This window comes from Nocardia farcinica (assembly GCF_001182745.1).
Taxonomy (GTDB): Bacteria; Actinomycetota; Actinomycetes; order Mycobacteriales; family Mycobacteriaceae; genus Nocardia; species Nocardia farcinica.
The window spans coordinates 3,419,134-3,440,580 of the sequence record NZ_LN868938.1 but is presented as its reverse complement, the minus strand read 5'-3'; the positions used below and the strand labels follow the sequence as shown (position 1 = coordinate 3,440,580).

1 protein-coding gene is annotated in these 21,447 nt (G+C 74.9%); it reads left to right on the top strand.

Features of this window, described 5'->3' with window-relative positions:
• Positions 1 to 13 precede the first annotated feature (13 nt).
• Positions 14 to 21,334: a WXG100-like domain-containing protein gene (locus tag AMO33_RS16195; RefSeq protein WP_060593122.1), complete on the top strand. Its 21,321-nt coding sequence runs from the start codon at positions 14 to 16 to the stop codon at positions 21,332 to 21,334.
• Positions 21,335 to 21,447 lie beyond the last annotated feature (113 nt).

Sequence of the window (21,447 nt, the reverse complement as noted above, 5' to 3'; positions counted from 1 at the left end):
CGGGTAGGCGCTGATGGCTGAGCTGCCTGGCTATCTCCGGTGGCTGGAGTGGGTCGCGGGCTCGGACTGGCCCGCCGGTGAGCCCGAGGGGATGTGGGGGATCGCCGACGACTGGCGCACGGCCGCCCAGGGGTTGCGCGAGATCCTCGACGACATCGACGCCGCCAAGAGCGCCTCCCTCGCCGCGTATCCGCAGGGCGAGGGCATCGACAAGATGGTCACGATGTTCGACGACCTGCGCAGCGGCGATCAGTCGCTGGAAAAGCTCGCCGAGAACTTCGACCTCATCGCCGAATCCGCGGACGGTGTGGGCTCCGAGATCGAATACGCCCAGCTGATGATGATCACGTCGCTGGCGATTCTGGCGGCCGAGATCGCGGCCGCGTGGATCTTCCCGCCGACCGCGCCCGCCGTGCAGGCCGCTGCCATCGGTGTCACTCGGGTGGGTATCCGCATCCTGGCCCAGCAGGTGATGAACCGGATCATCCAGTGGACGGCACGCCTGGTCGGGCGCAAGGTGGCCACATTCCTGGTGCGGCACATGGCCATCGACACCTTCATCGGAACCTTCCAGGAAGTCGGCATCCAGGCCTACCAGGTCGAATTCGGCCGCAGGCCCGACATCAACTGGGAGCAGGTCGCCGTCACCGCCGTCAGCTCGGCGGCGGGCGGTGCGGCGGCGAGCCCGTTCGGCGACTGGATCGCCAAGAAACTGCCCGACGCCATGCCGAATTGGCTCAGTGGCGCGGTCACCGGTGCCACGGCGGGCGCGGTGGGCGCGGGCGCGGGTTTCGCCGCGAGCGTGGCGACCCAGTTCGGCATCGACGCCTACCAGGACGGCTGGGACAAGGCCTGGGAGAACGCCAAGAACACCGAGTTCGACCCGCGCATGCTCACCGCGGGCGTCTCCAACGGTGCGATGTCGGGTGCGAGCCGGGCGATGGCCGACGGCTTCTACCACAACCGGCATCCGGAGTGGTATCCCGCGCCGTCGCAGGACCCGCCGCGTCCCGAACCGAGGATCGGCGGCACGCCACCGGGATTCGATCCGGCGGGCAACGGCACCGACCCGGGCGGCACCGGCAACACCGACGGCGGCCACACGAACGGCACCGGCCCGGTGGGCGGCGATCAGAACGGCACCGACCCGGCGGGAAGCACCGGCGCGGGCGCCGACCGCGCCGGGATCGCGCCGGAGACGACCGCGCCGGGAACCGCCGCCCCCGCAGCGGGGCCGGCCGGGGAACCCGCCGGCCAGACCTCGCCCGCGGCGGGCGTGACACCGCCCGAGACCGGCGCCGCCGACCCGACCACACCGCGGGGGGAGGGGAGCACCGCACCCGCCGACGGCGAGACCGCGCCGGGCCGCGCGGCGGACCACGCCCCGCAGGACGACGGCGACGCAGGCACCCGGGGCGAGTCCGACGGGCAGGGCCGGACCGACGCGGACGGCCGTCCCGCCGAGGGCACCGACACCGCCGGCGACGGGCAGCGCGAGACCGACGGGGAAGCGACGCGGGACGGCTCCGACCCGTCGACGCCGGGCGACCGCGCCGCGACCCCCGAATCGGCAGACGGTGGCGCCCGGACCGCCGCACCGGAGACGAGTCCGGCCGCACCACCCTCGGATACGGGTGCCGCGCCGGGCGCCGATGCCGCAGCCGACGCGCCTCGGCCCGACGCAGCACCGGAGGCGAGCTCGGCCGCAGCACCCTCGGATACGAGTGCCGCGCCGGGCGCCGATGCCGCAGCCCCTCGGTCCGACGCCGGCGCGGAGGCGAATCCGGCTGCGACCCAGTGGGATACGGGCGCGCCGCGCGGCGATACCGCCGACACGGCCGCCCCGCGCGACGCAGGGCACCCGTCGACCTCGGTCCCCGAAGGACGGACCGACAGCAGCGCGGACGGCACCGCCGCCCCGCGCGTCCTCGACGGGACCGCGCCCGCCCGGCCCGACAGCGCACCGCAGCCGACCGGTACCGCATTCGGCTTCCCCGGCGCCGCCCCGATCCCCGGCGCGACACCGCCACCGCCGGGCGCTCTCTCGGCCGCCGCGCCACCGAGCGCGGTCACACCCGGCACCGGCGCCGCACCGGCGAGTTCGACACCTGGCACCACCCCGGGCACCGGCTCATCCCCGGCGGGATCGCTCGCCCAGCACACCCCCGGCCAGCACGGCACCGACCGGCCGAGCGCCCCCGGGGAATCCCGCCAGACGCCCGGCCCGGCGGCCCGCCCGTCGGCCGCACCGGCGGCCCGCGCGGGCATCGCCGACGGCACCTCGCCGTTCGGCCGCGAGGGCGGTGTGCAGGCCCGGCACGCCGACGCACCGGCGCCGCTCGCGGAACGCTCCGTTGCACAACATGTTTCCTCCGAGGACGCCGAAAGCGTCCAGGCGCCGCCGGAGGGCATGCTCGCCGTCCCGCCGCTGGTCGCCGACCTCGCCGCTCCGCGCGCGGGCCGCACCGACGGCGCCGACCGCCCGGCGTCACGCCCCACCCCCGAGGACAGCGACCGCGTCGCGGGCGACGACCGGGCGCGTCCGTCGCGCGCCGGCACCGACGCACCCACCACCCCGCGCGCCGACGATCCGAACCGGGACGGGGGTACGTCGAGCGACCCGGATCGCGTCGGCGCTCCCCACCACGATTCCGATCCGGCCCGGCGCGGCCGGTGCGGTCCGCTGTCGCTGGGCGAGATCGCCGACGCGACCGGCAGCACGTCCATCCGCCTCCCCGAGGACGTGGGCCCGGAGGGATTGTCGGCCGCCGAGTTGGAGCACTACGCGGGGGGCCGGTTGCACGGCGTGCCCACCCCGGCCGACCCAGCCGCACCGCGCCACCAGGCCCTCGCCGACCTGCTGCTGTCGGAGGACAACCCCGCCACGTGGGCGCTCGTGGTCGACGAATACCGCGGGCCGGTCGACGAATACGGTGTCGGCGCGCACGCCTACGTCCTCTCGGTCCAGGTCGATCCGGCCACGGGCGCGCGCTCGGTGGTGGTGAGCGACCCCGCCACCGGCGTGCGCCGTGGTTTCCCCCCGGTCGTGCCGCCGGAGCTCGGCCGTGTGCACGCGATCCTGTTCGACGCGGGCGGCCACGCGCTGCCCGAGGACGCCGCCCATCCGTTGGCGGATCTCGTCGGCGAGGGTGGCGCGCGCATCGGCCGCTCCGCCGACGAGCACCGCGACCAGATCCGCGAACTGCTCGCGCTGACCCCCACCGGCCGCGACATCCTGGCCACGCTGGACAGTGGGCCGGTGCGCGACGCCTACGAGCGCGGGGCCGAGGACGGGCGGGTCGGCTCGTTCCGGCGCGGCGCGCTGGCGGCGGTCGCGTTCACCGAGGGCAACAGTCACCTGCGCCAGGCGTTGGCGTTGGCGCACGAGTCGGTGCACGCCCAGCGCTTCGTGGACGGGCAGACCGCGCACACCCGCGACGGCATGCGGTCGATGAGCCGCGACGACTACGTGCGGGCGATGATCGAGGAGGAGGCCGCGGCCACCGGCAGGCGGTTCCAGTTGGCGCGGGAGCTGCGCACGCTGGGCTTCGACATCCCCACCAACCAGTTGGAGGCGGTCTACACCGACGCCTACGAGCGCGCCGAACTCGGTCTGTCGCGCTCGGAGCCGGAGCTGCCCCCCGCCGAGGTCGCCCGGATCGCCCACGAGGTGGCGGTCGACGCGCTGCGCGGCCCGTTGGCGCACTACGAGTTCGACAACGGCGTCACCTACACCCGCTTCTACGGCGAGGCATGGGACCGGGTGCGGCTACCACCGGCCCACGGCGCCGACGCGCCGACCGCGGACCTGGTGTTCCGGCCCACCGACGCCGGCGTCGTGCAGGACCTGCGCCGCGCCGTGCTCGCGCTGCGCGCCGACCTCCTTGCGCTGGAGGACATCTCGCAACGGTTGACCGCGCTGGCCGCGACCGTCGATGTCGACGCGACCGCGCCGCGGCAGGTGTTCGACGCCAGGATCGCCGAGCGGCTCGCCGATCTCGCCGCGGGCGGGCGGGCGAGGGACAGCGATCCGGCGCGGGCCGCCGAACTGCGCCGGGTCGAACACGATCTGCGCACCCTGTCGGGTCTGGCCGACCAGCGCGACGCCGCCCAGCGGGCGGTGGACGAGCGGTCCCGTGACCTCGGTCTGCGGGCCGCGCGCGAGTACGTGCACGCGCGCGCCGAGTCGACCCCGGACGCGCGGGTGCTGACCGACCAGATCGTGCTGGTCCCGGGGGAACCCGACCGGGTGCTCGTCGCCGCGCCGCCCGGAGAACATCCCGCTGTTCTCGACGGCGCCCGTACCGATCCGGAGCTGGCCGCCCTGCTCGACCGCGCGGAGGTCGAGCCGTTCGAGGTGCGGGTCGACAACGACGGCCGCGTCTTGCTCGACGCCGTCGATCCGCGGGCGTTGCCCGGCGCCGACCCGCATCCGAGCCCCGAGGGTTCGGCCGATCGGCCCGAAGACGCGGTGGCACCGCGGGATCCGGCGGGAGCGGCGGCCGATGCCCGCATCGCCCGGGTGCGCGCCGAACCGGGCACCACCGAGGTCGGGCGGTGGGCCGACGACGTGCTCGACCGCGCCGGGGTGCAGGTCGTCTACGGTTCCGACGGCGCGGACCGCTACCTGCCCGCCCGACGCACCCTGCGCCTTGACGTCGGCGCCACCGACGCCGAACAGATGGTGGCGCTCGTGCACGGCGCCATCCACGCCGACACCGCGCACGCGCGGGACACCCCCGGTGGTGCCCGGGAGCGGATGCTGCTGCCGCGGGCCGAGTACGTCGGCCGGATGCTGGACGAGGAGACCAGGGCGCACGCGCTCGAGATCGTGGCCCGCCTGCAATTGCGCGCGGCCGGGCACGACCTGCCGGTGACGGACCTGGAACGGGCCTACACCCGCGCCTTCGATTCCGCCCGCGCGGCCGCCGTCCGCGAGCACCCCGACGCGCCCGCCCACGACCTCGACCGGCGCGCCAACGAGGCGGGCCTGCGGGCACTGCGTCCGCTGGTGGCCGACCTGCCCGCGGATCCGACCGGCATCACCTACGGCGAGGCCTACGGCGCGGATTGGGACCGGGCACATGGCATCCGCCCGTTCGACGCCCTGGTGCGCACGGCGCTGGCCGCCGGCGAGGTGTCGGCGCAGATCCGGCACGAGGGCACCTCGGTCAACAGCGCCCGCCGGGTGGAGCTGGTCACCTTCGCCGACGGCACCCAGCTGATCCGCAAGACCATGATCAACTCCCGGCACGCCGACGCCGAGCAACTGTTCTCGGCCCTGGCGCGGGCGGTCGGTGCGCCGGTGCCAGAGGTGTTCCGCGCCGGACGCAACGTCGTCTACCTGCGCCCGGTGCCCGGGGTGACCGCGCACCAGCGCTGGCCGGGCTTCCTCGACCCGCACGAACTCGGCGCGCTGGACTCCGACGCGGGCCGCGCGCTCGGCCTGGCCGACGCGCTGGCCGGGGTGCCCGACCGCGATGCGAGCGGCTGGATGATCGACTCGGACGGCGGCATCCACGGCATCGGCAACCACCGTGCCTTCGAGGGCACCGTCACCCCGGAAACGCTGAGCCCCTTCGCCTCCCATTTCCTGCGCGCCACCGTGGACGGCGCCCTCGAACCTGTCGAGCATCCGCTCACCGATCGTGAGATGGCCGATCTGCGCGAGCGGGTGGCGGCGCTGCGCCCGGAGTTCGAGCGACTCGGCCGCCCCCGCTGGCTCGACGGTGCGCTCGCGACTCTCGACGCGCTGGCCGAGCACGCCCGCCCCGCCCCGCCGCCCGACCCCGGGCTGCCGGTCGACGCGGGCGAGGACGACCTGGTGTATGTCAACCGGTACGGCGGGACCGGCCGCCACGGTATCTCCGGTGTGGTCGACGCCGACGGCGTGCTGCACTACGAGATACGGGCGGGCCGGGCCACGCCCTCGGGCCGGGAGATGTTCGCCGACATGATGCGCGAACTCGGGCACGCGGTCCGCGCCATCGAGGACGACTGGTTCGCCGAGGGTGGCTTCGACGACCAGCTGGCCACCTTCAACGCGGCGATCCAGGACACCTTCGCCACCCCCGAGGAAGCGGCTTTGTCGACGTTCACCGGACGTCTGGCGGCCGAACTCGGGTTCACGCGAGTCGAATTCGGCCCCGACGGCCTGGAAGGCCCGCTGGGTGAGAACACCGCTGTCACGGTGCGATTCCTGCGCCCGGAGGAGGCGTTGCCCGCACCCGACCTTCGTCCATCCGAGGGCGGCCGGACCGACAGGCCGCTCGGCATGCCGCCGTTCACCTCGCGCGACACCGACAACCCGACGCGCCCGGTCGACCGCGACCGCGGCACCGACGCCGTCGACCCGCCGGAGTTCCCCGCCGAGCGCGGAGCCGGCGATGCCGATGCCGACCGGGCCGCCGCCGCGCAGCAGCGGCGCGCCGAGCTGGACCGCCTGGCCGCCGACCGCGACGCCGCCGTGCGGGACCGCGAGCACGCGCTGGCCGCCGGGGACCGCGAGCGGGCCGAAGCCGCCCGGGAGCGGATCGACCGGTTGGGCGAGCAGATCGGCGCCGCGATCGAACGGGACGCGCTCGCCGGGGTCGATGCGCGGCCGCTCACCGACCGGGTCGGTGTCATCGATGGCGCGCGGCCGGTCGTCGTGGTCGCCAACCGCGGGGGCGCGGACGGACGGGCGCTGCTCGCCGAAGCGGCCGGACGGCACCCCGAGCTCGCGCGGCTGCTCGCCGATCCCGAGGTCACGGTGCGGGAACTGCGGATCGACGAGTCCGGCCGCGTCGCCGTCGTGCGAGTCGAGAACCCCGGGCCGGTAGGGCGTCCCGCCGACCCCGGGGCACCGTCCGCCCCGGCCGAGACGCCACCGCTCGCCGCGGACGGCGGTGCGGGCAAGCCGCCCTCCGAACCGCCGGTGTCGGCCGGGCCGGACCCCGGCGAGCCCGATCCCGGCGCCGGATCGACCCGGCGCGACTGGACCGCGGACGGCCCGGCGCGGACGCACGAGCCGACCACCGACCGGGCCCGGCGGGACCTGGCCGGGGCGGGGGAGCGGATCGCCGATGCCGTCGCGACCCGCCGGATGGCCGAGGAACGCCTCGCCGACCTCGCGCGGCAGGCGGGGATCGACCCGGACGGGCGCACGCCCCACCAGCTTTCGCGACTCGCCGACGACCTGCTCGCCGCGGCCGAAGCACGCGTCGAAGCCTTGCACGGCCGGACCGCGGTGCCGCGCGAGGAGATGGTCCGGTACTTCGACGAGTTGCGGGCGGCGCAGGCGGAGCTGGGCCGGAACGTGCGCGCGGTCGGTGCGTTGCGCGCGGAGGTCGGCCGCTGGACGGCCGCGGCACGGGCCGAGGACGAGGCCAGGACGACGGCGGGTGTGCTGGCCGCCCGCGATGTACTGACCGCCGAGGGCACGCGGATGATCAGCGAAGGCGTCGGCCTCGCGCCGGACGGGCAACGCGTCGTGGTCGCCTCGCCGCTGACCCGGCCGGACGTCGTGATGCCCGCCGAGGTGCGGCGCATGCTCGCCGACCGCGGTGTCGCCGTGGACTATCGGCTCGTGGCGGTGGACGCGGCGGGCCGGGTCACCGTGACCGACCTGCGCCCGCCCGCGGCGGGGGCGGACCCGGCCACCGGGCCGGAGAGTGCTCGACCGGACCCCGCCCGGTCCGCCGCCGAACCCCGGCCGCGCGTGCGGCAGCCGGACACTTCGGTGGAGCAGCCGGTCCGTCCGCGACCTGCCGAACCGGATACCGATGTCACCCCCGAGCCGACCGCGCCGCCTGCGCGACCGGACGGCGGCCCCGACGACTACGACGCGCTGCTGCGCGACCGGGCGGCCCTGGCGTCCGAGCGTGAGTTCTGGCGGGCGAAGCGGGACGATCGGGCGGATCGGTTGGGTCTGGCCGATCCTGATCGGGAGCTGGGTCCGGACCGGCTGGAGCCGACGTTGCAGCGTTTGCTCGGTGAGGTGGTCGGTATTCGGGAAACCGCGGGGACCGGTGAGGAGTTGCCGGGGCGGACACCGGAGCTGGTGGGTTCGGCGGAGCTGTCGCAACGGCGCGAGCGGATCTTCCGTCTCCAGGACGCGGCGGAACGGTTCATCGCCGCGTCCGACGCGCTGGCCGAGGTCGACCGCCGGATCGCCGCGCTGGAGGCGGCGGGCGCGGGTGCGGGCAGACACCCCACCGCCGAGGTCGCCGCCGAGCTCGACCGGCTCGGCCGCGAACGCGCCGGACAGGTGCTGGCGCTCAAGCCCTGGCGGGTCATGCGTGACGACATCGCGGCCCGGCTGCGAGTCGATCCGGACCGGTTGGGTCCGGAGGATCTGCCGGCCACGCTCGACGAAGTGGCGAACCGTCGGGTGCGCGCGGACGAGATCGAGTTGCGGATGCGCAACCTGCGGTTGCTGGCCGAAGCCGCCGAACAGGTGAATCGGCGGGAGAACGAGATCGGCCGAGTGCAGGACCGGATGGCCGAGATCGCCGGGTCGGCGCGGGCGTTGTTCGACGCCGTCGGCGCTCGTCCGATCACCGATCGGGTGGGGTTGGTGGACGGGCCGAATCCGCGGATCGTGGTCGTCGGTCCGCGCGGGCGGTGGGATGCGCCGTTCGCCGATCACGACGCGGCGTTGGCGGAGGCGCTGCGCCGGAGCGGTGCCGTGGCGCAGGCGATGGTGCGGCCGGAGACCACGATCGAGTACCGGCAGATCGTCGCCGACCGGGACGGCACCTGGCGGCCCGTCGATCTCGCCCCGCCGCGCCGGGAGTTCATCGATGCACCGCCCAGCAACGGCAGGCCCGGCATCCACCTGACCCGCTGGCGCGACGGCGACGGCGAATGGCACCACGTCGACACCGCGCGGCCGGACTGGGACACCGGCCGGGACGAGAGCGGGGTGCCGAAGAAGTTCGAGCCGCGTGACCTGCCCGAGGGGGTGAGCGGGTGGGCGGTGAATCCGTTCCAGGCCGCCGTGGTCGACCCGTTCGTCGACCCCTCCGGCGGCACACCCGCGGGCGCGATCAACGAATCGTTCCTGCCGACGATCCCGGGTGGCATGCCGCCCGGCGACATCGCCAGCTACTCGCTGCCGTTCGCGGACGCGTTCTACCACACGATGCGGATCATTCTGGAGTCCGCGAAGTTGTCGGGCTTCACCTGGTACAGCGACAGCGAACATCCCGGGCGGATTCGTCCCGGCTTCAAGGGACATCCGTGGTTCCGCGCCCCTCGCGCGGACGTCCAGCCGATGGTGCGGGAGTGGAATGCCGCCGACCGCATCCCCGACGACGGCAACCTCACCCGCCCCTTCCTCGACCGCCAGGAGGCGGCGCGGCAGCGATGGGCGCGGGTGCAGGCCTGGGCCGACGAGCAGTACTGGACCTTCCGCGCCGACGACAGCGACATCACCCGCATCGCCGACAACCTCGCCGACCGGGCCGCCGCCGACCGGATCGCGCACGCGCGGGAACTGATCGACCGCGTGCGCGCGGTACTGCGCGGCGACGCGGAGGTGGACGCGCTGGTCGACGACCTCACGGGCGCGCTGGCCGACGAACGACCCGGTGACGCCGCCCGCCTGGTGGCCGACCTGCTCGACGTGGTGGGCAGGCCGATGGACCCCGCCGACCACGCCGAGGTCACCCGACTGGTGGCCGACCAGCTGGCCGACCGCGGGCCGACCTTCACCGCCGAGGACATCGAGCGGATCAAGAACCACCTGATGCGCGACGAGCACCTGATCCGTGATCCGCACGACGGCACCCTCGTCCGCAGGCCGCTCGATGCCGTCGCCGACGTCGCCGAAGCCTGGCATCGCCTCCTCGCGGGCGAGCCACTGCCGCAGGACATCCTGCTGCTCCAGGACGCCCGTGCCGAGTCGGATTTCCTGCGCGACAACCCGATCGCCACCTGGCGCGACGCCAACCAGCACGCGATCAGCCTCGGCTACGACTGGAACGCCGACCGGCCACCGCTCACCGACTGGCGCGCGAACATCCCCTACGCACCCGCACCGGTCGGCCCGCAAGCCCCACCGACCGCCGGACCTCCGGCGAGCAGGCCGGAGTCGTCGGAGGGACAGCCCGGCCGCCCGCCCGCCTCGCCGGAGCCCCCGGACGGTTCGGCTTCGCCACCCCATCCCGAGGCCGAGGCGACGCGTCCCGAACTTCCGCCGGCGCCGCCCGAGCTTCCCACCTCGCGGGCCGAACCTCAGCCGACACGGGCCGAACCCCCCCCGACGCGGTCGGCTCCGACCCCACCGGTTCCGGCCGAGAACGCAGGCGTCTCCGAGACCCGTCCGGATACCGCGCTGCCCGCGGCCGTCTCCGACCCGGTCGAGGGCATGCCATCGGCGGACGACGGACGGGTGAGCGCCGCACCCGCGCGGTCGCGGTCCGCGGTTCCGGAGGAAACCGGCTCGCCCACAACGGAATCCAATGGCGGTGCGGGTCGCCCGCCGTCCGATCCGCCGACCCGGGGCGCCCCCGACCCCGACGAGCCCTCGGAGTGGTTGCGGGCGCGGTTGGCCGAGCAGGAGGAGTGGAACGCGCGGATGCGCGCGGAGCTGGCCGAGTGGGCGGCGCGGATGCGCGACGGTGCGGTGGCGCGCGAGTTCGAAGGCATCCAGCGCGATGTCGACGACGCCTTCGCCGCGATCGATCGGCGGCTGGCCGAACACCGGGCGGCCGAGCAGCGCCGCACCGAGGAGTTCTTCGCCGAGCTCGCGCGCCGCGCCGGGCTCCCGTGGTCTACCGAGGAACCCGCGACGCGGCCCGATGCGGAACCTCCGTCCGCCGGTGCCGATGCCGGTCGTCCGCCGGGCGACGACGCGGTGCCGAACCGGACGGATCCGGCCGACGATTCCCGGCCGCCCGTGCCAACGCCGGACGAGCCCTCGGAGTGGTTGCGGGCACGGTTGGCCGAGCAGGAGGAGTGGAACGCGCGGATGCGCGCGGAGCTGGCCGAGTGGGCGGCGCGGATGCGCGACGGTGCGGTGGCGCGCGAGTTCGAAGGCATCCAGCGCGAGATCGGTGCCGCGTTCGACGACATCGAGCGGCGCCTCGCCGAGCAGCGCGCCGACGAACGCCGCCGCAACGACGAGTTCTTCGACGAACTACTCCGCCGAGTCGCTCTGCCCTGGACGCCGGCCGACCCCGCCACCGAGGGACAGGTCGATCCCCGCCGCCGCTCCGAGGACGATCCCGACCACCGCGCGGAAACGCCCACCGGCGGCGAGCATCACACCCGGCACGACGGCGCGCACCACCCCGAGCGCGGCGGCCGTCGCGACGATCCCACCGACCCGGAGGACGGGACCGACGGTGCCGCGGGCCATCCCGCGGACCCACCCTCGCGTCCCCCCGCCGCCCCGTCCGCCGCCGCCCCGGAGTCGGGGCCGGAGCCGGCCCCAGACCATGTGGCGCCGGTACCGGAGGACGAACGGTCCACGGGCGAACTGGCGGCGGGTGACAGCGCCGAGCGGGACGGTCCCGCCGCATGGTCGCCGGTCGGGCCCGGACAGGAGGTCGCGCCACCGTCGGAGGCGGTGGCGCGGGAGTTGCGCGCACTGGGCGAACGGGCCGCCGCGGCGGCCGCACGCCGCGCGGATATCGAACGGCAGCTACTGCGGCAGGTGGGTGAGCTGCCGATCGATCGCGCGGATCTGTCGGTCGAGGAGGTCGTGCGCGCCGCCGAAGAGCATCTGCGGGAGGCCCGCGCCCGCGAGGACGAGCTGCGCGACCGGTGGGATGTGGCGCTGGACGAGGTCGACGGGTATCAGCGTGCGGTGGCCGAGGCGGCCCTTCTGGCCGACCGGGCGGGCCGGGTGGCCGAGGCGATCCGTGCGGCAATGCGAGAGCGTGCCGAGGCGATCCGCGCCGAACACGACGCGCGGATGACCGCGGGTGTCCTGGCCGCGCGTGCGGTCCTGGACGCCGAGGGTGTGCGGATGATCGGTGAGGGCGTCGGACTGTCGCCGGACGGCCGCCGGGTCCTGATCGCCTCGCCGCTCGCGGACCCCGGTGTGCTGTTGCCGCCGGAAACCAGGGCGCTGCTGGCCCGCAACAACGTCGAGATCGACTACCGGCTGGTGGAGGTCGACGGGGCCGGCCGGATCACCGCCACCCCCATCGCCCCGCCCCGCACGCCGGAAACCTGGAGTACGCCGGAATCCACCGCCGAGGCACCGCCGAGCCGGGAGCCGGACGAGCATCGCAGCCGGCTGCGGGAGCAACTCGACGGTCTGCGCGAGCGGCGTGCCGAGGCGGCGGACCGGGCCGAGCGGCTGCGCGACGAGATCGCCGACCGCGCCCGGAGCACCGCCGACGACCCGACCACCGACGCCGCAACCACCGAGGCCGACGTCGTCGCCCGGCGGGTGCGCGATCTGGCCGAGGCCGAAGCCGAGGTCGCCCGTCTCGACGAGATGCTGGACTACCTGCGGACGGCCGCCACCCCGGACGCGGACCACGAAGCCCTGCTGCGGGAACAGGCCCGACTGACCTCCGAGCGTGAGTTCTGGCGGGCGAAGCGGGACGATCGGGCGGATCGGTTGGGTCTGGTCGATCCTGATCGGGAGCTGGGTCCGGACCGGCTGGAGCCGACGTTGCAGCGTTTGCTCGGTGAGGTGGTCGGTACTCGGGAAACCGCGGGGACCGGTGAGGAGTTGCCGGGGCGGATACCGGAGCTGGTTGGTTCGGCGGAGCTGTCGCGACGGCGCGAGCGGATCTTCCGTCTCCAGGACGCGGCGGAACGGTTCATCGCCGCCTCCGACGCGCTGGCCGAGGTCGACCGCCGGATCGCCGCGCTCGAAGCGGCACGTGGTCTGCCGGATCGCTCGCGCACCGCCGAGGTCGCTGCCCAGCTGGAACAACTCGGCCGGGAGCGGGCCGGGCAAGTGCTGGCGCTCAAGCCCTGGCGGGTGATGCGTGACGACATCGCAGCCCGGCTGCGGGTCGATCCGGACCGGTTGGGTCCGGAGGATCTGACGGCCACGCTCGACGAAGTGGCCGGTCGCCAGGTCCGTGCCGACGAACTCGAACTGCGCGCCCGCAACCTGGAATTGCTGGCCGAAGCCGCCGATCAGGTGAATCGCCGGGAGAACGAGATCGGCCGGTTGCAGGACCGGATGGCGGAATTGGCGGGAGCCGATCGCGAGATCTTCGATACCGCCGGTGCGCGCGGCATCACCGACCGGGTGGGGTTGGTGGACGGACCGAATCCGCGGATCGTGGTGGTGGGTCCGCGCGGCCGATGGGATGCCCCGTTCGCCGATCACGATGCGGCGCTGGCGGACGCGCTGCGGCACAGTGCCGCGGTGGCGCAGGCGATGGTGCGGCCGGAGACCACGATCGAGTACCGGCAGATCGTCGCCGACCGGGACGGCACCTGGCAGCCGGTGGATCTGCCGTCCCCGCGCCGTGAATTCGTCGACGCGCCACCGCGTAACGGAGGACCGGGTATTCACCTGACCCGCTGGCGCGACGGCGCCGGCGAATGGCACGAGGTGAACACCGCGCGGCCGGACTGGGACACCGGCCGGGACGAGAGCGGGGTGCCGAAGAAGTTCGAGCCGCGCGACCTGCCCGAGGGGGTGAGCGGGTGGGCGGTGAATCCGTTCCAGGCCGCCGTGGTCGACCCGTTCGTCGACCCGTCGAACGCGCCGCCCGGCGCGATCAACGAATCGTTCCTGCCGACGATCCCGGGTGGCATGCCGCCCGGCGACGTGCCGAGCTACTCGCTGCCGTTCGCCGACGTCTTCTATCACACGATGCGGATCATCTTGGAGTCCGCGAAGTTGTCGGGCTTCACCTGGTACAGCGACAGCGCGAATCCGGGCCGGATTCGGCCGGGGTTCAAGGGGCATCCGTGGTTCCGCGGGCCGCGGCCGGACGTGCAGCCGATGGTGCGGGAGTGGAATGCCGCCGACCGTATCCCCGACGACGGCAACCTCGGCCCCGAGTACCGCGCCCGGCAGCAAGCGGCACGCGAGCAATGGGCGCGGGTGCAGGCCTGGGCCGACGAGCAGTACCGGATCTTCCGCGACATGGGTGCCGACGATCTCGCGGCCATCTTCGACAACCTCACCGAGGCCGCCCGGGCCGACCGCGCCGCCCGGGCACAGGATCTGATCCAGCGCCTGCGCGAACTGGCGGCTCAGGACGACCCCGATGTCGAGGCGGTCATCGCCGAACTCACCGGGACGTTGCCCGACGAACAACCCGGCGACGCGGAACGGCTGGTCACCGACCTGTTGGCGGTGGTCGGCAGGCCGGCCGACGCGCTGCGCCCCGACGAACTGGTCGAACTCGTCGCTCAGCAGCTGGGCGCCGACGAACCGGAGTTCACCTGGGAGGAACTCCAGCGGATCAAGAACCATCTGATGCACGACGAGCATCTGATCCGCGACCCCGAGGACGGCACCCTCGTGCGCCGCCGCCTCGACGCCGTCGCCGACGTAGCCGAAGCCTGGCACCGCCTCATGAACGGCGACCACCTACCCCAGGACCTGCTGTTGCTGCGCGACGCCCGCGCCGAGTCGGACTTCCTGCGCGACAACCCGATCGCCACTTGGCGCGACGCCAACCAGCACGCGATCAGCCTCGGCTACGACTGGAACGCCGACCGCCCACCGCTCACCGACTGGCGCGCGAACATCCCCTACGCACCCGCACCGGTCGGCCCACAAGCCCCACCCCCAATCCCGCCCAGCACACCGGGCAATGCCGCGTCACCGGGACCCGGCGCGGACCTCACCCGCCCAGCCGACACGGCTCCGCACCGACCATCGGAGGCGGCGACCACCCCTGCCGACGACCCGGCCGCACTGTCGCCCGAGATCACCGGCGACGGCGGCGAGTCCGGCCCACGGCCAGCACGGCCGGACGGGACCATCCGTGCCGACGACCGGGCCGCCTTGTCACCGGAGGGCATAGCCGACGATGGCGAGTCCGGCCCGCAGCCAGCGCGGCCGGACGGGACCACCGACGATCGGGCCGCCCCGTCGCCCGAGGTCACCGGTGAATACGGCGAGACCAGCCCAGCGCGGCCGGACGGGACCATCCGCACCGAGGAACCGTCCACCGACGAGGACGAGGGCGACGACCCACCGGCCGCCGCGCCGCCCGCGGGGCCGCCGTCGCAGCCCCCGGCCGCCCCGCCGGCCGCCGGTGACCCGGGAGACCCCGGGGACGAGGGCGATGCGCACCGCGCGCGGGAGTCCGCGACCGCCGCGGAGTCCACGGACTCGGCGTCCCGGGTCGCGCAGCCGGACGCCAGGGGTGCCGATGCCTCGTCGGAGTCCACGGATCGTGTCGGCACGTCCGAGACCACACCGGTCGATCCCGCGCCGGAGCCCCGGCCGGCCGCGCCGACGCGACCGGCCGCCGACCCGACTGCACCCCCCGCGGCCGACACGCAATCGCAGCGGCGCGACGCGGTGCCGAACCGGCTCGCCGCCGACATCGAAGCGGCCGTCCGGGAACGGGACGCCGCCCGGACCGCGGGCGACGATCGGGCCGTCGAGGCGACGACCGAGCGGATCGAGCGGCTCGCGGGCGCCCTGCTGTCGGCCAACGCCCAGCACGCGCTACGGGCAGCGGGCGCGCACCTGGTCGGCTCGCGCGTGGGTGTGCTCGGCGGTGAACCGCCGCGGTATCTCGTCGCCGGATGGGGTGGTGCGGACACCGGCGCCGCGCTCGCCGATGCCTTGGCCGCCGACCCGGCGCTGGCCGAATTGCTCCGGCTGCCCGGCGTCGAGATCCGCGAACTGCGCCTCACCATCGACGAGAACGGCGCCATCGGCGCTCACCTCGTCGACCCGCCCGCGTCCGCAGCCGATCGCGGTGATCAGACGGCGGATCGCGACACGGTCGGCGAACCACCCGCCACCGCACCGGAATCGGACGCGCCACAACGCGACCACACCCGCGTCGGAGCCGGGGAACCCGCGAACCCCGGGGACGATCCAGCACGTGACAGCGCCGACGATCCCGGCGCGCGCGACTCCGCCCAGGCCGAGGCCCGCCGGGCGCACGCGGAAGCCCTCGCCCGCCGCGACGAGCTGGCGGCCCGGATCCGGGAGCTGGGGGAGCGGTTGCCGATCCGCGAGCCGGAAGCACTCGACCCGGACCACATCGCGGCCACCGTGCGGGAACTGTCCACCTGGAACTTATCCGAGCCGGACCAGGTCGCCGCACTGGCGGAGCTGGTCGATCTGGTGCCGGGCTTCCTCGAGGCCCACGCCGATGCCGCCCTGCTGGCCGCCCGCATCGGCCTGCTCGACGACTACGACCGGTTGCTCGCCGAGCACAAGGAGCTGGTGCGGGAGCGCGAGTTCGTCCGCGCCAAGGCCGACGAGCGCGCCGAACACCTGCTCGGCACCGACGACCCGCCGTGGACCACGCGCGACTCGGACAGCCGCGACGACGCCATCCGCGCCCGCTACGCCGAGGCGCGCACCGATCTGATCGACATCCCCGCCGGGCCCGACGAGGTCGGTCACCAGGAGCGCAGGCTCGCCAACCCGGACGACGTGCGCGAACGCCGTCGCGCGCTGGAGAAACTGATCGAGACCACCGGCCGCTTCGACGATCTCGCCGAACAGGTCAGGCAGGTGGAACAGCGACTGGCCGACCTGGAGAACGCCGGCATCGCGCAATACCGCCCGCCCACCGCCGAGGTCGCCGACCGCCTCGACACGCTGGCGCGCGAGCGTGCCGCCGAACTACGCCGCATCAAACCGCGCCGCGCCATGCGCGACGATCTGGCGCTGCGCCTGGGAGTCGTCGACGACACCGGTGCGCCCGACGAGCCCGCGCTGAGCCGCGATCTCGACCGCACGCTCGCCGACCTGCGCGGGCGGGTGGCCGCCGACCTGCGTTCCGGCGCCCTGCCGGTGAACGAACTGCCCGCGCGGTTGCGTGCGATCGCCGCGCTCGCCGACGCCGCACCCGAGGTGGCACGGGCGCACAACCGGATCGGCCGGTTGCAGGACGAGATGGCCGGACTGGCGGGTGCGTGGCGCACGCAGATCGAGGCCGAGGGCGGACGGATGGTCACCGACCGGGTCGGCATCGTCGAGGGCGAGCGGCCGCGCATCGTCGTGTTCGGCCCGCGTCCCGACCCGGAATCCCCACGGGCCGAACACGATCGGGCCTTCGAGGCCGCGCTGCGCACCGCCGCGCCGGTGGCGCAGGCCGTCGTGCGCCCCGAGACGACCGTCGAATACCGGCGGGTGCTCGCCGACCGCCAGGGCGAGGTGCGGTCGGAGACGATGCCACCGCCGCAGGTGGAGCGGTTGTCCGCGGGCGGTGTCGGCGGCCGTCGCCTGGACATGACCCGGTGGCGCGACGCCGAGGGCACCTGGCATCCGGTGGATCCCACCCGGCCGGACTGGACGACCGGACGCGACAGCGGCACGCTGCCGAAGAAGTTCACGCCCAAGGACCCGCCCGACGGCGTCAGCGGCTGGGCGATGGAAGACGTGGTCAACGACATCACGCTGCCCACCGACGACGTGCCGCCCGGCCAGATCCCGGAGAGCACGCTGCCCGTCAACGCCCCGATGGCGCCCTCGCAGTACAGCACCGCGGGCGTGCCCGACGGCGCGACGGTGTTCGGCCAGCACTGGGGCGCCGACTCCTACAACGTGGTGCGCCTGATCCTGATGGCCGCGCAGGTGCCCAAACACCCCGCGGTGCAGGCGTGGATCCAGCGGCATCCGGAGATCGGCCGCTGGGTGCAGGCCAGGCCGTGGTTGCGGCACATCCCACCCTTCGGAACCGTGTTCCGCGACTACCAGTGGTTCGCGCCGCCGGAACGCAACGTGCAGCCGATGTTCCGGGCCTGGGACGTCGCCGACCACGCCCCGCCCGCGGAGCGGGTGGACATTCCGGACGGACTGCGCGCGGAGTGGGACCGCGAGGTCGCCGACTGGCAGCGCGTGCAGGACTGGGCCGACGCCGAGTACGAGCGGTTCCTCGCCGACGACTCCGACGTCGACGCCATCGTCGAGGGCCTGGACGCGCATCGGCGGGATCGGCAGCGGGAGCTGGCCCGCGAGGTGGTCGACGCCGTGCGCGCCGAACTGGTCGATCGCCACCGCGGTATCGACCCGGCCGGTGACATCGACGCGCAACTGGCCATGGTGGCCGCCGACATCGATCGAGTCGCCGCCGACCTGGCCGACCGCTTCGCCGCCGCCGACCCACCGGCCGTGCGGTCCACGGTCGAGGACATCAGGGAGCTCCTGCTCGCCCCGGACCAGCCCGCGAGTTTCGCGGCCGAGCTGCGCCCCGGCGAGACCCCCGAGGACGCGATCGCCCGCCTGCTCGCCGAGCACATGCGCGACGACGTGCCGGTGTTCACCCGCGAGCAGATCCAGCAGATCAAGGACCACCTGATGCGCGACGAGCATCGGGTGCGCGACCACACCGACCCCGGCGGCGGCTACGTGCGCCGCCCGATGGACCGCCTGGCCGACGTGGCCGAGGCGTGGCACCGCCTCAGCGCGGGCAGGCCGCTGCCGCAGGATTTCGTGCTCCTGCACGACGCCCTCGCCGAATCGGACTTCCTGCGCCGCCATCCCACCGCGGGCTGGCGCGAAGCCAACACCCACGCCGTCGGCCTCGGCCACCACTGGGACGCCGACCGCCCCCCGCTCACCGACTGGCGAGCAGGCATCCCCTACGCCCCCGCCCCCCTGCCCGTCGACCCGGGCTGGACTCCGCCGAGCGAACGCGGCACCGCCCTGCCCGCCCCCGACGGACCCGAAACCGGGCCGACCGGCGGGCGCTCCGCCCAGCTCCCACCCGGCGAGCCCGCCCGGCCCGGCGATCCCGCGACCGACGGCGCCCCACCACATCCGGGCGACCGCCGGGTGTGGCCGCCGGAGCCGCCCGCGCCACGCGATTCCGCCGACACCGACGCCGACGAGTCCACGACTCAATCGAGGTCGCCCGGGCCCCCCGCTGATTCCCAACACAGCGACCCGACCACCGAAGCCGATGCGCCGCACCGGCCGGCGGAGACGCCGTCCCCCGAGTCGACGACCGGCAGCGGGCAGCTGTCCGCCGACCAGGGGCACCGGCAGGCGCGGGACCGGGTCGAAGGCGCCGGGCCGGTCGGTGGCCGCGGGCCCGGCGAGGTGCCGGATTCCGCCGAGGGACCTCAGGTGCCGGACGACGGGCAGCCGGGCGACGCATCGGCGACGGAGGGCTCGGCGGCACCGCGGACCGGGTCCACCCTCGAGTCCGAGTCCGAGTCCGAGTCCGAGCCCGGCGTGCGGCACGACGGTGATGATCCGGACGGTGCTGCTGGTCGGCGGTCGCCGGGGCCGGACGCTGAGGAGGGTGCTGTCCGGTCGGAGGGCGACATGCGGACCGACGGCGATCGCCGCTCGGACCGTGCCCCCTCGGACGGTGCTGCCCGGACCGACGGTGAGGCCGGGACGGACGGTGACGCCAGTCCGGATGGTGACGCAGGGACGGCGGACAGTGACGCCAGTCCGGACGGTGACGCGTGGACGGAGGGTGACGCGTGGACGGAGGGTGACGCACCGCCGGAGGGGAACGCACCGCCGGAGGGGGATGCCCGCCAGGACGGTGACGCGCGGACGGAGGGTGACGCGCGGACGGAGGGTGACGCACCGCCGGAGGGGGATGCCCGCCCGGACGGTGACGCAGGGACGGACGGTGACGCGCGGACGGACAGTGACGCGCGGACGGAGGGGAACGCACCGCCGGAGGGGGATGCCCGCCCGGACGGTGACGCACGGATGGACGGTCAAACCCGCTCGGAGGGTGACGCCGACCAGGGCGGCCGTGCTCGAGGCGCCGATGGGGGGCCGCATGAACCGGGCGCCGGGGAGGGCCCCGCGGCGTCCCGTCCACCGCGGCTGCCGGGGTCGTCCATGCGGTCGCACATCCCGCACCCGCCCAAGGACCACGACATCGAGTTGCCGCCGACCGGGATCATCCCGCCGCGGGACCCCGGCCCGTGGCCGTTGCCCGACCCGCCCACCGAGCCCGGTCCGGGCGATCCGCCGCACGACCCGCCGGGTTCCGATTGCCCGCCGACCCCGCCCGCCACGGACTGCCCGCTGCCGCCCGCTGCGGACTGCCCGCCGCCCGCTGCGGACTGCCCGCCGCCCGCTGCGGACTGCCCGCCGCTGCCCGGCGCGGACAGTCCACCCGCGCATTCCACGCCGGTGCCCCCTGCCGCGCCGACACCCGACCCGTCGTGCCCGCCGGCCCCCGCCGAGCCGGACCCGACCTGCCCACCCGACGGCACCCGACCGCCGAACCAGCAGCTCCCACCCGACACCTGCCCGTCTGGTGGGTGGTCGCCGGGTGAGGTGCCGTCTGGTGGGTGGTCGCCGGGTGAGGTGCCGTCTGGTGCGTGGTCGCCGGGTGACGTGCCGCCCGGTGGATGGTTCCCCGGCGAGGTTCCTCCCGATGGTTGGTTCCCCGGTGCGATCCCGCCCGGTGACCGGCCGTCGCATCCCGGCCCGGCGGGACCGGGCGACGTGCCCGGTCCGGGCCGGCAACCGCCCGCGAACGGTTGGCAGCCGCCGCACGCACCGCAGCCGAACGACGCCCCGCCCGGTACACCGCACACGCCGAACACTCCCGGCCGGTGGAACCCACCGGATTCCTGGCTGCCGCCGGGCGCGGGACCGAACGGTCCGACGTCCGGCGCCACCCCCGGCACCGGCGCCCCCACCCAGGGCGGCGACCGGCCGGACCGGTGGCCGGCGAACGGCTCCGGCGGATGGCCGCACGGTACGCCGACGCCCCCACCGGTCCAGGACCAGAGCCACCCCGCGACGGCGGCGCCGATGATGCCGCCCGGTGTCCCGGGCATGCCGGGGGCGAGCGCGCACCCCGCGGGCGCTGCTCGGCGTCGTGGCGCCGACGGCTACCGTCCCCCCGATGCCGCCGAACCCACCACGCTGTTGGTCCGCCCGCATTCGGGTTTCGGCGTCTCGGCCGAGTTCGACCCGGAGACCGGCGCACTCCAGGCCACGTCGCTGCGCACGGGTGTGGAGTCCGGTGTGTACGGCGAGCTCGCCGGCGTGCCGGTGGTGCTGTACCGCCACGACTCCCGGTTGCGGGCGCGGGTCGGGCAGCAGAGCATCGATCTGGACGGCCCGGTGACGGTGAACTGGGTCGCGGGCGCCCAGCGGCAGACCACGTTCACCATCAGCGCGGGGGAGACGGTGCTGTGCACGCTGACCTACCGGACGGTGCCCGCCGAACTCGACATCGGCCGGTTCATCCGCGAGGTCTGGACCGATCCGGACCGGCGCGCGCGGATGTTCGCCTGATGGCGGCGACCGGCCGAGCCGATCACCGCCGCTGTGCCAGGATTGGGCGTCGGCGACGGCGATGAACCAGCGGCACAAGGCCTTCCGCTCGCAGCGGCGGTGCAGGCACGAGG